Below are 14089 nucleotides of genomic sequence, written 5' to 3'. Positions count from 1 at the left end.
CGTGAAAATTAAAACATGACAATAAGATGCATGTTTTTTTGCGAAACCCCCGTTGACGTAGCGCGCCCCGCGACGCATATCTATGAGCATGCGCCTCACTCAGCAAACCAACTATGCCGTCCGCACGCTCATTTACTGCGCGGCGAATCCCGATACCCCGAGCCGCGTCGCCGATGTCGCCGCGAGCTTCGAGATGTCGGAAGCGCACCTCTTCAAGATCCTGAAGGTGCTTGTCAGCAACAACTTCGTCCGGACGATCCGCGGGCGCAATGGCGGTCTGATGCTCGCCAAGCCGGCCAGCGAGATCACGGTGGGACAGGTTGTGCGCGCGGCCGAGGAGAGCTTTCTTCTCGCCGAGTGTTTCGATTCGGGCCGGCGTGACTGCCCGTTGATCACCTCCTGCGGCTTCAACGGGCTGCTGCACGAAGCTCTCGAAGCGTTCATGACGGTGCTTGATGCCCATACGATCGCCGAGCTTGCCGAGGACCGCCACGAAATCCGCTTCCTACTGAAGATGGACGAGGCGATGGAAATGGGCGCGGCCGCGGCCCAATAGGCCGCACGCCCAACTTGCACCGACCCGACCGGCGCCTTACCCGCGCCGGTTTTTTTGTGCGCGCGCGCGTTGACCGCGGGCTGAACGAAAAATGGCGGCCCCCGTTTCGGGGGGCCGCCGTCAGCTCTCGGCACTGCATTCCTCCACGCGAGGCGGAGGCAACCCCCGCGCCGTCCCCCACAGGAGGTCCGGCGCGGGAGCGGGCATCACTTCATCTCGGTGACGAGCTCGAAGCCCTTGTCGGTGACCTTGAACAGGGCATAGCTGCCCGGAACGTCGCCGTTTTCATCGAAGTTGTGATCGCCGGCCGCGCCCTTGTAGTCGATGGCCTTGCCCGCATCGATCAGCTCCTTGGCCTTGGCCCATTCGCCCGGCAGGATCGGCTCGCCTTCGCCGTTGCTGACCGCACGCAGAGCCTCGTGGACCTTCGCCTTGTCACCACCGGCCTTCTCGATGGCGAGCGCCATCAGGAAGGTTGCGTCATAAGAGGTGGTGACGAAGATGGCGTTGGGATCGCCACCGGCCTCGGTGAAGGCCTTGCTGAACATCTCCAGCGCATCGGACTTCTCGCCGACCGGCGAGGAGGCGAAGAAGGTCGTCAGGTTCTCCGCGCCGAGTTCCTTGATCGGAGCGTCGGACTTCATGCCGTCGGCGCCGACGAAGTTCTCGAAGAACCCGTTCTCCAGCGCCTGGCGCAGCATGGTCAGGCCGGAGCCGTCACCGTAGTCGAGGATGACGAGCGTGTCGGCACCGCCCGACGCAAGCTCGGCCAGGTTGGAGCGGTAAGAGGCCTTCTCGCCCTCGTGGGCGGCAAAGCCGGCGATCTCGCCGCCCTTGGCCTCGAACTCCTCCTTGAAGGAGTCGGCCAGTCCCTTGCCGTAGTCGTTGTTCAGATAGGCGACGGCGACCTTCTTGGTGCCGCGCTCGAGCAGCGTGCGCGCCAGCGCCCGGCCCTGGTAGTCGTCCGAGGACACGGTGCGGAACACGGTGTCATTGTCCTTCAGCGACGTGATCTCGGGCGAGGTGCCCGACGGCGAGATCGCCGTGATGCCGGCCGGGATGGTCACCGAGTTGGCGGCCGCCAGGACCGCGCCCGAGCAATACGGGCCGACGATGCCGACGACACCCTCGATGTTGACCGCCTTGGTCGCGGCGTCGGTGGCGTTCTGCGGGTTGCAGGCGCTGTCGCCGACCACGGCCACAAGCTTTTCGCCGTCAAGCACACCGCCGGCGTCATTGACCTGCTTGAGGGCAAGATTGGCCGCATCGATCATCGACGGAGCCATGGCCGCGATCGGGCCGGACACGCCGCCGAGAAGGCCGATCTTCACATCCGCCTGGGCAGGCGCGGCAAGCGCCGTCGCGCCGAGAAACGCGGCCGCGAGAGCAGCATGAAACTTGGTCATCACTCACCTCCACATATTGTCATTGTCCCCGCCCGCGCGCCCCGCGAAGGGGCCGCGCGCGGTCCGCGGAGCCGCCACAGAGTGTGTCGGCTTCCGAAGTTCCGAGGCCGGCGGCCCGGGTTCGCCCCTGTGGGCGCAAATCCCCAGGTCCGACCGGCCGTGCCGCAGTTTCAACCGAAACGTGCGAAGGCTTCAAGGCCGGTCTGGCTCATGCGCGGCGCCGGGCGGCTCAGCTCGCTTCCCGCTCGGCTCGGGCAGCAGCCCCTCGGGACGGAAGCGCAGCACGACCTGCAACATCAGTCCGATCAGGAACATGCGCAGATACTTGGCCTTCACCGCATAGTCGGCCGGCAACTGGTCGGTGACGATCTCCGACATCGACCAGATGATCCAGATCACCGCGACGCCCAGGATCGCGCCGCGGTTGTTCCCCGACCCGCCGAGGATCAGCATGATCCACACAAGGAAGGTGGCAACCATCGGATCGATCGCCTCGGGCGTGATCGTGCGGTTGAAATGGGCGAACAGCGCACCGCCGAGGCCCATCAGCGCCGAGCCGAAGATGAACGCCTCGAGCCGGCGGAAGGGCACGTCCTTGCCCATGGCGCGCGCGGCGTCCTCATTGTCGCGGATGGCCCGCATCATGCGCCCCCAGGGCGAGGCGATCTGCCGCTCGACGAGCAGGTAGGCGACCAGCAGGATGCCGCCGACCATGGCGAGATAGGCCACCTGCGACCAGAAGTAGGAGAGATCGGCAAAGGGGTTGGGGATCCCCGTGATGCCGCGCGCGCCGCCCGTCAGCCAGCCCTCGGACTTGATGACGAGGCGGATGATCTCGGCGACCCCGATGGTGGCGATCGCCAGATAGTCGGAGCGCAGCCGCAGACAGATCTTGCCGATCGGCCAGGCGATGAGGCTGGCGGCCACCATCGCGCCGATCCAGCCCACCGGCGCCGGCAGCCCGAAGCCGCCGATGCGGCTTGCGACCTCGGGCGAGGTCAGGATCGCCGATGTATAGGCGCCGACGGCAAAGAAGCCCGCGATGCCGGCGTTGAAGAGGCCGGTGAACCCCCACTGGATGTTGAGACCCAGCGACAGCAGCGCGTAGATGCAGATGAAGATCGCCATGTAGACGGCGTAGTTGAGGAGTCCGAACCATTCCATCGTCGTTCCCCCCTTAAAGGACCTTGCCCTTGAGCAACCCGGTCGGGCGCACAACGAGCATGATGAGCAGGATCGCGAAGGCGGTGGCCGCCTTGTATTCGGTCGGGAGAACCAGCGTCGACATTTCCTCGGCGATGCCGACGATGAGACCGCCGAGAACGGCGCCCTCGACCCGGCCGACACCGCCCAGGATCGCGGCTGCGAACATCGGCAGCAGCATGGTCCAGCCCATCATCGACTTCAGTTCGTAGTTGAGGCCGAGGAAGACGCCGGCGGCCGCGCACAGGCCGCCGACGATCACCCAGGTGAGGATCACGACCTTGCGGTTGTCGACGCCGGACAGGAGCGCCAGGTCCGGATTGTCGGACATGGCGCGCATGGCCTTGCCCCACTTGCTGTACTTGAGGAAGAGCTGCAGGCCCGCGACAAGCCCGATCATGGCCAGCACGGTGACGATCTCGCGGTCGCGGATGCGCAGGCCGAACCAGTTTTCAGGCCGGGTGATGCCGCGGGTGTAGGTCTCTGAATCGACCCCCCACACGACCTGCACCACCGAGCGCAGCATCAGCGCGACGCCGAGCGAGGCCATCACGGTGACGATCTTCGGCCGCTCGCGCAGATAGGCATAGAAGGTCTTGTCGATGAAAACGGCGACCGCCGCCGTCAGCGCCATGGTGACCGGCAGAGCCACATAGGGCGAGACGCCGGCGACGCTCACCATGCCCAGCGCCAGGAAGGCGCCAAGGGTGGCCAGATCGCCATGCGCCAGATGCGCATACCGCAGGATCGCGAACACCAGCGTGATGCCGACCGCGCCCAGCGCATAGATCGAGCCGACAACGATGCCGGGCACCAGGTAGAAATTGATGATCTCGAGCGCGCCCATCGCTCAACCTCCCAGGAACATGGCGGCGACGTCGCGGTCGGCCAGAAGCTCCGCCCCCGTGCCTTCGTGCCGGTTGGCGCCGGAGGCAAGCACGTAGCCGCGGTCGGCAAAGGCCAGCGCCTGCTTTGCGTGTTGCTCCACCAGGAGAATGGTGACGCCGGTCTCGCGCACGTCCCGGCAGATCTGGAAGATCTGCTCCATGTACTTGGGAGACAGGCCCGCCGTCGGTTCGTCGAGCAGGAGCAGCTTGGGCTCAAGCATCAGCGCCCGGCCCATGGCCACCATCTGCCGCTGTCCGCCCGAGAGATTGCCGGCCAGCGCGCGCCGGCGCTCCTTGAGATCGGGGAACAGGCCGTAGACCCGGTCATAGGCGGCCGACAGATCGCCGGAGCGCAGGAAGGCCCCCATTTCCAGGTTCTCGTGCACCGTCATCTCGCGGAAGACGTTGTTGACCTGGGGCACGTAGCACACGCCCGCCTCGACGATGCGGTTGGGCTCCATTTCGGTGATGTCGGTGCCGTCGACGCTGATCGTGCCGTCGCGCACGTTGAGCAGGCCGAAGATCGCCTTCATCGCGGTCGACTTGCCGGCCCCGTTCGGACCGACGATGACGACGATCTCAGCCCGCGCTGCGCGGATTGTCACGCCTTGCAGGATGTTGGCATCGCCATAGCCGCCGAAGACGCCGCGCATGTCGAGGATATCGCCCATATGGACAAAGCTGTTCATTCGCCAGCCTCCGCGACCGTCTCGCCGAGATAGGCCTCAAGCACCCGCGGATCGGATCGCACGGTCGCGAAGTCGCCCTCGATCAGCACCCGCCCCTCGGCCATGCAGATCACCGGATCGCAGAGTTTCTCGATCATTTCCATGTCGTGCTCGATCAGGATGAAGGTGTAGCCGCGCTCCTTGTTGAGGATCGCGATCTTCTCCTCCAGCTTGCGCAGCAGCGTGCGATTGACGCCGGCGGCGGGCTCGTCGAGGAGCACCAGCTTCGCATCGGTCATCATGGTGCGACCGAGTTCGAGAAGCTTCTTCTGGCCACCGGACAGATTGCCGGCCCGCTCGTTGGCGAGATGCGAGAGTTCCAGAAAAGCCAGCGTTTCCTCGGCGCGACGGCGCACCTCGGTCTCATCGCGCGCGACACGCCCCCACGCCAGCCAGTTGGCGAGCAGGCTCTCGCCGGCCTGTGACGGGGGAACCGTCATCAGGTTTTCCAGCGCGCTCAGGCGATGAAATTCATGGGGGATCTGGAAGGTGCGGACCAGACCGCGGTGGAAGCGCCGGTCGGTCGAGAGGCCGGTGACGTCCTCGCCCAGATAGCGGATGCGCCCCGCGCTCGGCGGAAAGGCTCCCGCGATCAGATTGAAGAGCGTCGTCTTGCCCGCGCCATTCGGTCCGATCAGGCCGGTGATGGCTCCCTCGTCGACGACAAGCGAGCAATGGTCGACGGCTCGGAACCCGCCATAATCCATGACGAGCCCGTCGACCTCGAGCATATGCGCGTGTGCGCTCATGATTTCCCTGTCTCCCCGCCTTTTTCCGTCCGTGCCTCTTTGATCGGGCATCGGTTCGGACAGCTTCCCTCGACATTTTGACGTCGCGGCTTTCAGACTCGGCGCAGGACCGCCCGCACCGGTGCCGCATCGAGCCCTTCTAGCTTCAATGGCGGCGCGATCAACTCATAATCCCCGAATTCGACGCCCTCGAGCGCCAGATTCTCCAGAATCCTCATGTCGTTCCGCAGGAACGCCATATGCGACGGCAGGTCCTTCGAGGTCTCGGGATCAACCGAAGGCACGTCGACGCCGACAAGGCGCACGCCGCGTTCGGCCAGCATTTCAACCGTTTCGGGAGCAAGCGCGCGAAAGCCGTGCGGCCAGCGATCGGGGTCAAGCCCGTCGGCCAGACGCAACAGGATGCGCGCCGGCGCGCCCTCCAGCGCCGGCAGCAGTGCCTCGGGCCGACACAGCGGCCCCTCGCCACGCGCATCGATCAGCCGGGCCGGGCCGATATAATCATCCAGCGAGAGCTCGTCGATCGAGGCCCCGTCGGCGGCGTAGTGAAGCGGCGCGTCGGCATGGGCGCCGCAATGGGTCGACAGCGACACCTCGGTGACATTGACCGGGCAGCCCGGAGCGATGGCGAAGGTGCTGGTCACCTTGTAGGGCGCATCGCCCGGAAACACCGCCGCGCCCGGGCGAAGCGGCGGCGTGATGTCGATCAGTCGCGACATTTCTCTCCCCTCCTCCCGCCAGCCTCACATGTCGGCGCGGATCTCCCAGAGCTCCGGGAACAGCACAACCTCGAGCATCCGCCGCAGATAGGGCACGCCCGACGTGCCGCCGGTCCCGCGCTTGAAGCCGATGACCCGCTCGACGGTGGTGACATGGTTGAAGCGCCAACGACGGAAATAATCCTCGAAATCGACCAGCTTCTCGGCAAGCTCGTAAAGCGGCCAGTGTGTCCTGGGATCGCGGTAGACCGCAAGCCAGGCCGCATGAACGCTCTCGTTCTTCACATAGGGCTGAGACACGTCGCGGTTCAGGTGGTCGGCGTCGATGGCAAAGCCGGAGCGCGCCAGCGTGCGGATCGCCTCGTCATAGATGCTGGTATCCTGGCGGATCTCCTCGAGCCAGGAATGCACGCCTTTGACATGGGCGTGCGGACGCATCATCGCCGCGTTCTTGTTGCCGGCCAGGAATTCGATCGCCCGGTACTGATACGACTGAAAGCCCGAGGACTGGCCGAGCGAGCTTCTGAAGTCGGTGTATTCCGAGGGCGTCATGGTGCGCAGCACCTGCCAGGCGCCGGTAAGCTGCTCGAAGATGCGTGCCATGCGGCTCAGCATCTTGAAGGCCGGCTGCACCTCGCCCGCGGCGATGCTCTTCTTGGCGGCGAGAAGCTCGTGGATCGCGAGCTTCATCCAGAGCTCCGACGTCTGGTGCTGGATGATGAACAGCAACTCGTCATGGGCGTCCGAAAGCGGCTGCTGCGCCGACAGGATCTTCGGCAAGGCCAGATAGTCGCCGTAGGACATGCGGCCGTCGAACGCCATTTCCGCACCGTCGTCGGCCGGATCGTAGGGAGACATCCCCGTCGTCCTTGCGTCGCTCATGTGACCTTCGCCTTCGCATGAAACTGCGGCTGGTCCCAGGCGCGCGTGTCCAGGATCTCCTGCAGGATCCCGCAGGCCCGAAGCACGTCGGCATGGGAGAGATACAACGGCGTGAAGCCGAAACGCGCCACGTCGGGGGCGCGGAAATCACCGATGACGCCGCGCGCGATCAGCGCCTGCATCAGCGCATAGCCGTGCTTGAAACGGAAGGAAACCTGCGAGCCGCGGGCCGCCGGATCGCGCGGACTTGCAAGCTCCAGATCCGGACAGCGGCGCTCGACCTCGCGGATGAAAAGCTCCGAGAGCGAGATCGACTTGGCCCTGAGCGCCGTCATGTCGACATCGTCGAAGACATCGAGGGCCGCGTCGAGCGCGCTCAGAGACAGGATCGGCGGGGTGCCGACCCGCATGCGGCCGATGCCCTCGTCGGGGCGGAAGTCGAGGTCGAAGGCAAACGGAGCGCCATGACCCATCCAGCCCGACAGCGCCGGAGCGACATGCGGCTGGTTACGGGCGGCGACATAGAGAAACGCCGGCGCGCCGGGGCCGCCATTAAGATACTTGTAACCGCAGCCGACGGCGAAATCCGCGCCAGCCGCGTCAAGTTCCACCGGCAGGGCGCCGGCGGAATGGGCCAGGTCCCAGATAGCCAGCGCGCCGGCGGCATGGGCCTTGTCGGTCAGCGCCTTCATGTCGTGCAGGCGACCGGTGCGGTAGTCGACCTGGGTCAGCATCATCACCGCGACGCTGTCATCGATGGCGTCGGCGACGGCTTCCGGCTCGACGATCCGCAGTTCATGCCCCTTGTCGAGCATGTTGCGCAGGCCTTGCGCCATGTAGAGATCTGTCGGAAAATTGCCGCTGTCCGACAGGATCACCTTGCGTTCGGGACGCAGCGAGAGCGCCGCCGCCAGCACCTTGAAGACATTGATCGAGGTGTTGTCGCAGGCGGTCACCGTACCGGGAGCGGCACCGACGAGGCGCGCGATGCGGTCGCCGACGCGCTGCGGCAGGTCGATCCAGTTGTGCTCGTTCCAGGCGCGGATCAGGCTTTCGCCCCATTCCGTCTCCACTGCGTGGCGCATGCGGGCCGGCACGGCGGACGGCAGCACGCCAAGCGAGTTGCCGTCGAGATAGATCACCCCGTCGGGCAAGGTGAACGCAGCGCGCTTGGCCGCGAGCGGATCGTCGCGATCAAGCGCGGCGCAATCGACTTCGGATTGACCTGTCATGGCCGGCTGCCCTTCCTCACGGACGCGCCAACGCGGGCACGCCCTGGGTCTCCAGGGGCCCGGCGTCCGGCGCCGGACCTGTCTCAAGCAGGCTAGCAAGTCGAATTGCCGCGCTCAACCCTATTATATATAATCTGGATGATTATATTTTATCGCCCGCGATGATCGCGACCAGCCGACACACGGATCCGCCATGGCAAAGACCGACGATGCCGTCGAACGGCTGAAATCAGATATCTTGCGCTGCGAGCTTGCGCCCGGCGCGCCGCTGGTGGTCGCCGGCCTCAGCGCCCGCTACGGGCTCGGCTGGACGCCTTTGCGCGAGGCCCTCTCCCGTCTGGAGGCGGAGCAGCTGGTGATTTCCGAGCGCAACAGGGGCTATCGCGTCGCCCCCGTCTCGGCCGCCTCGATCCGCGACCTCCAGGTTGCCCGCCAGGCGGTCGAGGAGGCCTTGCTGACCCGCTCGATCGCCTCCGGGGACGCCGACTGGGAAGACCGTCTCGTCGCCACCCACCATCGCCTGTCACTTGCCCCCGCGCTCGGCCCGAGCATCGGCGAGGCGGAGACCGCGCAATGGGAGAACGCGCACGACGCCTTCCACACCGCGCTTCTCGCCGCTGGCCAGTCTTCCTCGCTGATGCGCTTCCAGCAGCACCTCACCGAGCAGCTTCGCCGCCATCACCGGCACATGATCTTCGGTCCGGGCAGACAACGCGACCTCGACGAGCAGGCCCGCGCCGACTTCCAGGAGCTCCTTGCGCGAACCGTCGGTCTCCCCCATCACACCGCGATGATGGAGGCGACGCTCGCCCGCGACGCGCCCGCCGCCGTGGCGCTGCTGCGCGAGCACGTCGGCTTCTCGCTCGCCGTCTACGCGTTCCTGTGGCCCGAGGCCGGGTAGGCCGGGCGCAAGCCAACCAGCCAAAAACGACAGGAAGTTTTCACATTGCGTCCTTCCCGCCGGCTGCGCGTGACGCAAGCGGCAAAGCACGCCATGATCCGGGCCGGATCTGTCCGGGGAGGGAAAACATCCGTGTTCATCAGCGTGTTCGACATCTTCAAGATCGGCATCGGCCCGTCATCCTCGCACACGATGGGCCCCATGGTGGCGGCCGGGCGCTTTCTCGACGCGCTTCGCGCCGGCAAACTCCGACCGGCGCGTTTCGCCGTCTCGCTGCACGGATCCCTTGCCTTCACCGGGAAGGGCCATGCCAGCGACCGCGCGGTCTGCCTCGGTCTTCTCGGCCATGATCCGGCGACCATCGATCCCGACACGGTCGAGGCTGAGATGGAGCGGCTCGCGCGCGAAAAGTACGTCGACGTCGAGACGCTCGGCCCCGTCGCCTTCGATCCGGCGGTCGATCTCGTCTTCGACTACGGCCCTCCGCTTCCCGGACATGCCAACGGCATGATCTTCCGCGCACTCGACGAAAGCGGCGAAGCCTTGCTGGAAGCAACGCTCTATTCCATCGGCGGCGGCTTCGTCGTCGACGCGGCCGAGCTTTGCGCCCGCGACGACCTGATGCCCGACACGCGGGAGACGGGCGTCCCCTTCCCCTTCAGGACGGCGAAGGAAATGCTCGCCATGGGCGACACCTCCGACCTTTCGATCGCGGCAATGAAACGCGCCAACGAGGTCGCCCGCGAGCCGGGCGCGGATCTCGACGCCGGCCTCGACCGGATCTGGGAGGTGATGAACGCCTGCCTGCAACGCGGGCTCAGCCGCGAGGGCGTCCTGCCCGGCGGGCTCAAGGTGCGCCGCCGGGCGCGCGACATCCACCGCAAGCTCATGGACGAGACCGGCCGCAATCTTGCCTTCCAGCACACGGTGATGGACTGGCTGGGCGTCTACGCCATGGCCGTCAACGAGGAGAACGCCGCCGGCGGAACGCTGGTCACAGCCCCGACCAACGGCGCGGCGGGCGTCGTGCCGGCCGTCATCCGCTACTATCTCGACCACTGCCCGGACGGTTGCCGCGACGGCGTTCGCACCTTCCTGCTGGTCGCGGCCGCGGTTGGCGGCATCATCAAGGCCAACGCCTCGATCTCGGGAGCGGAGGTCGGTTGCCAGGGCGAGGTCGGCTCCGCCTCGGCGATGGCCGCCGCCGGTCTTTGCGCCGCGCTCGGCGGCACCAACACGCAGGTGGAGAACGCCGCCGAGATCGCTCTCGAGCACCACCTCGGCATGACCTGCGATCCCATCGGCGGACTGGTTCAGGTGCCGTGCATCGAGCGCAACGCCTTCGGCGCGGTCAAGGCCGTCACCGCCGCCTCGCTCGCCCTGCACGGCGACGGCGCCCATTTCGTGCCGCTCGACAGCTGTATCGAGACCATGCGCCAGACCGGCCTCGACATGACCGACAAGTACAAGGAGACCTCGAAGGGAGGGCTCGCGGTCAACGTGGTGGAGTGCTGAAGCGCCCCTCGCCGCGACAATTTCGCGAGTTCCAGACTCACTTCAGCGTAAATTTTCGCAAGAAATTGCAGGAAACGCCGGCGTTTGGACACCTTCCGGGCATGCCTAGTCCTCGCGGAAGGTTCGGGCGATCTGGTCGGAGAGCGGTTTCACCAGATAGGAAAGCGCCGTGCGCTCGCCGGTGCGGATGAACGCCTCCGCCGGCATGCCGGGCACCAGTTCCAGCGCGCCCAGCCTTGCCAGTTCCTCCGGCGGCACGGAGATTCTGACCAGATAGTAGGAAACTCCCGTGCGCTCCTCATGGGTCAGGTCGGCGGCAATCCGGGTGACCGCCCCCGAAAGCTCAGGCGTGGTGCGCTGATTGAAAGCCGACAGCCTGAGCACCGCCTTCTGTCCGATGCTGAGCTGATCGATATCGCTGGGCGCGATGCGCGCGTCGACCGCAAGCCGGTCGCGGTCCGGCACGATCAGCATGGCGACGTCGCCCGGCGAGATCACGGCGCCGGCGGCATGAACCGAGAGTTGGTGCACGACGCCGGCCTGTGGCGCGATCATGTCGATCCGGCGCAACTCGTCCTCCGCCGCGACCCGGCGTTCGACGAACTCGCCGATCTGCGCGTCGATCTCGCGCAGCTCCGCGCCCACCTCCGTCTTCAGGTCGCTGTCGATCTGGAGAATCTGCAGCCGTGCCTCCGATATGCGGCCGGCCGCCTGTGCCTGACCGGCGATGGCCTCGCCGCGCTCTCCGCCCAGCCTCGCCGCTTCCCGGTCGAGCGCGTTGAGACGCTGGACACTGACAAGGCCACGCTCCTTGAGCCCGCGCAGGCCGTCGAGCTCCTGTTCCAGAACGGCGAGCCCCCGGTCAAAGGCGGTTTCCTGAGCCCTCAGCCCCTCGATCTCCTTTTCGAACTGGCTGATCCGCTCGCCGAGCTGCCCCTTCTTGCCTTCACGCGACCGCCTGCGGAAGGAAAAGAGCCGCGCCTCGCTCGCAAGCGTGGCGGCAAGCCCGGTTTCCGTCCCGGACCTCTGCACGAGCGCCTTGTCGAAAGTCACCTCGTGGAGGTCATCCCGTTCCGCCTCGAGCCGCGCCTTGCGAGCGCGCAGCTCGTCGAGACGCTTGAGCACGATGGCCAGCCGCGCGCGGGTCTGCGTCGCGTCGAGGCGGATCAGCGTCTCGCCCGCTGCAACGCGCTGCCCCTCGCTCACCAGCATTTCGCCAACGACGCCCCCGGTCGGGTGCTGGACCTTTTTCACGTAGGAGTCGACGACGAAGGTGCCGCTGGCGACCACGGCGCCCGAAAGGCTGGTCGCCGCCGCCCAGCCGCCGACGCCGACAACGAGAACCAGGCACACCAAAAGCCCGGCCAGCAGATGGCGCGATATCGAGCGCGACAGGCCGGCGACATCATTGTCCTGCATCATCGTCCTGCTCCCTGGCACCCTGCTCCTTGTCCCCGCGGCTGGCGGCCTCATCGCCCGTGTCCGCCTCACCCGATGCACCGGAGACGACGCGGAAGGGCGCCAACGGCCGCCCCATGGGCCGGAATCCGGTCGCCACGGGCGCGCCAAATCCGCCCTTTTGCGCCACCGCCGGCGCGGCGTGCGACGGGCGGGCGACCTTTGCCAGCACCTCGTCGCGCGGACCGAAGGCCCGCGCCCGCCCTGCGTCCATCATCAGCACCAGATCGACGGCGCCGAGCGCGCCGGGGCGGTGAACGATGACGACCGCGATGCCGCCGCGCGCACGCACCCCCTCGATGGCCGCCGTCACCGCGGCCTCGCCTTCCGCGTCGAGATTTGCGTTCGGCTCGTCGAGCACGACGAGGAAGGGATCGCCGAAAAGCGCGCGGGCCAGGCCGATACGCTGGCGCTGACCGGCCGAAAGCGCCGATCCCGCCTCGCCGACCTGCGTCTCGTAGCCCTCGTCCAGTCTGAGGATCATGTCATGGGCCCCTGCAGCCCTTGCCGCCGCGACGATGGCCGCCGGCTCGGCATCGGGCACCAGGCGGGCGATGTTCTCCGCAATGGTGCCGTCGAAAAGATCGATGCCCTGCGGCAGATAGCCGATGTGACGACCGAGCGCTTCTCCATCCCAATGGGAGAGGCTCGCCCCGTCGAGCCTTACCTTGCCATTGGCGACGTCCCAGGCGCCGACAAGCGCCCGCGCCAGGCTCGACTTGCCGCTTCCGCTCGGCCCGACAATGCCCAGCGCACTGCCTGCGGAAACCGTAAAGCCGACACCGGCAACAGTGGGCTTGCGCGCACCGGGAGGCACGATCGTCACGGCCTCCGCCTTCAGTTCGCTCTCCGGCGCGGGCAGCGGCATGAGCTCCCTACCGGCCGGAACCAGAACCAGCAGATCCTTCAGGCGCGCCCAGCTCTGGGTCGCCATCAGGAACGGCTTCCAGCTGCCGATGGCAAGGTCCACGGGAGAAAGCGCACGCCCCATCATGATTGAACTGGCGATCATCACGCCGGGCGAAACCTCCTGCTGGATGGCGAGCCAGGCGCCGACGCCGAGGATTGCCGACTGCAGCATCATGCGGAAAGACCTGGAAGCGCCTCCCAGGCCGCCGGCGACATCGCCGGCCCGTCGGTTGGCTGCAAGATAGGCTGCATTCGCCTGCTGCCAGCGCCCGGCAAGACGGCCTGCCATGCCCATTGCCCAGACGGATTCGGCATTGCGCCGGGACGCCTCCATCAACGCGTTGCGGGTCATGCCATGGCGCATGGCATCGCGGGTCGGCCCGCGCGACAGCATGTCGGTGACGAGTGTCAGCGCCACCAGCACCAGCGCGCCGACAAGCGCCGTGACGCCGATCCAGACGTGAAACAGGAAGCAGATGCCAAGGTAGACAGGCATCCAGGGAAGATCGAAAAATGCCGTAGGCCCCTGCCCGGAGAGGAAGCCGCGCAGATTGTCGAGATCGCGCAAGGGCTGGAGCCCGTCGCCGGGAACGCGGCGGCGTAGCGGCAGGCGGATGATCGCCTCGTGCACGCGGTTCGACAATTGCCGGTCGACGCGCTCGCCGAGCCTGAGCAATACGCGCGCGCGCAGGATGTCGAGAACCGACTGGATCGCATAAAGTCCCGCCGCCAGCACGGCGAGGCCGATCAGCGTCGGAATGCTGCGACTGGCGAGCACCCGGTCATAGACCTGCAGCATGAACAGCGGCGCGGTCAGGGCGAGGAGATTTACAACCCCGCTGATGAGCGCTATGGACGCTATGCTTTGTCGGAGAGACGCAACCACCGTCGCAGCCAGAGGCTGCGACGGGGTCCGCTGTGGGGCTTGCAACACTACAGCGTGT

At 66.5% G+C, this 14089-nt stretch carries 13 protein-coding genes; 3 read left to right on the top strand and 10 right to left on the bottom strand.

Annotated elements, in window-relative coordinates:
- Nucleotides 1-88: 88 nt before the first annotated feature.
- Nucleotides 89-556 (top strand): Rrf2 family transcriptional regulator, encoded by a 468-nt coding sequence (locus tag ACN0WF_RS07895; protein WP_417772555.1) that lies wholly within the window; start codon nt 89-91, stop codon nt 554-556.
- A gap of 206 nt (nt 557-762) precedes the next feature.
- Here ACN0WF_RS07895 and ACN0WF_RS07890 read toward each other — a convergent pair whose 3' ends face one another.
- From ACN0WF_RS07890 to kynU, 8 genes are all read right to left on the bottom strand, one after another.
- Nucleotides 763-1962: an ABC transporter substrate-binding protein gene (locus ACN0WF_RS07890; RefSeq protein ID WP_417772258.1), complete on the bottom strand. Its 1200-nt coding sequence runs from the start codon at nt 1960-1962 to the stop codon at nt 763-765.
- Nucleotides 1963-2154: 192 nt separating this feature from the next.
- Complete coding sequence (locus tag ACN0WF_RS07885) at nt 2155-3126, bottom strand: branched-chain amino acid ABC transporter permease (protein ID WP_417772257.1); 972 nt, start codon at nt 3124-3126, stop codon at nt 2155-2157.
- 13 nt (nt 3127-3139) lie between these two features.
- Nucleotides 3140-4012 carry a branched-chain amino acid ABC transporter permease gene (locus tag ACN0WF_RS07880; RefSeq protein WP_417772256.1) on the bottom strand — a complete coding sequence of 291 codons (873 nt, stop codon included), beginning with the start codon at nt 4010-4012 and terminating at the stop codon, nt 3140-3142.
- 3 nt (nt 4013-4015) lie between these two features.
- Nucleotides 4016-4741 carry an ABC transporter ATP-binding protein gene (locus tag ACN0WF_RS07875; RefSeq protein WP_417772255.1) on the bottom strand — a complete coding sequence of 242 codons (726 nt, stop codon included), beginning with the start codon at nt 4739-4741 and terminating at the stop codon, nt 4016-4018.
- On the bottom strand, nt 4738-5511 hold the full coding sequence (locus ACN0WF_RS07870; RefSeq protein ID WP_417772554.1) for an ABC transporter ATP-binding protein: 774 nt from the start codon (nt 5509-5511) through the stop codon (nt 4738-4740). Before ACN0WF_RS07870 ends, ACN0WF_RS07875 begins: the two co-directional genes overlap by 4 nt.
- A 110-nt stretch (nt 5512-5621) precedes the next feature.
- The gene (gene kynB, locus ACN0WF_RS07865) at nt 5622-6248 is read right to left on the bottom strand and encodes an arylformamidase (protein ID WP_417772254.1); all 627 of its coding nucleotides are present in this window, start codon (nt 6246-6248) and stop codon (nt 5622-5624) included.
- Between the two features lie 24 nt (nt 6249-6272).
- A complete protein-coding gene (kynA, locus tag ACN0WF_RS07860; protein ID WP_417772253.1) occupies nt 6273-7130 on the bottom strand; it encodes a tryptophan 2,3-dioxygenase in 858 nt (285 codons plus the stop codon).
- Nucleotides 7127-8362 carry a kynureninase gene (kynU, locus tag ACN0WF_RS07855; protein WP_417772252.1) on the bottom strand — a complete coding sequence of 412 codons (1236 nt, stop codon included), beginning with the start codon at nt 8360-8362 and terminating at the stop codon, nt 7127-7129. Before kynU ends, kynA begins: the two co-directional genes overlap by 4 nt.
- Nucleotides 8363-8555: 193 nt before the next feature.
- Here kynU and ACN0WF_RS07850 point away from each other — a divergent pair, with 193 nt between their 5' ends.
- The gene (locus ACN0WF_RS07850) at nt 8556-9263 is read left to right on the top strand and encodes a GntR family transcriptional regulator (protein WP_417772251.1); all 708 of its coding nucleotides are present in this window, start codon (nt 8556-8558) and stop codon (nt 9261-9263) included.
- 132 nt (nt 9264-9395) lie between these two features.
- Nucleotides 9396-10778 (top strand): L-serine ammonia-lyase, encoded by a 1383-nt coding sequence (locus tag ACN0WF_RS07845; protein ID WP_417772250.1) that lies wholly within the window; start codon nt 9396-9398, stop codon nt 10776-10778.
- 105 nt (nt 10779-10883) lie between these two features.
- On the opposite strand, the gene ACN0WF_RS07840 is transcribed toward ACN0WF_RS07845, so the two are convergent.
- Both ACN0WF_RS07840 and ACN0WF_RS07835 read right to left on the bottom strand, forming a co-directional pair.
- A complete protein-coding gene (locus tag ACN0WF_RS07840; protein WP_417772553.1) occupies nt 10884-12197 on the bottom strand; it encodes an HlyD family type I secretion periplasmic adaptor subunit in 1314 nt (437 codons plus the stop codon).
- On the bottom strand, nt 12184-14076 hold the full coding sequence (locus ACN0WF_RS07835; RefSeq protein WP_417772552.1) for a type I secretion system permease/ATPase: 1893 nt from the start codon (nt 14074-14076) through the stop codon (nt 12184-12186). Before ACN0WF_RS07835 ends, ACN0WF_RS07840 begins: the two co-directional genes overlap by 14 nt.
- Nucleotides 14077-14089: the final 13 nt, after the last annotated feature.

It is taken from the genome of Stappia sp. (assembly GCF_048268045.1).
Classification (GTDB): Bacteria; Pseudomonadota; Alphaproteobacteria; order Rhizobiales; family Stappiaceae; genus Stappia.
The sequence above is the reverse complement of the archived record's forward strand: the minus strand, read 5'-3'. Positions and strand labels throughout refer to the sequence as shown.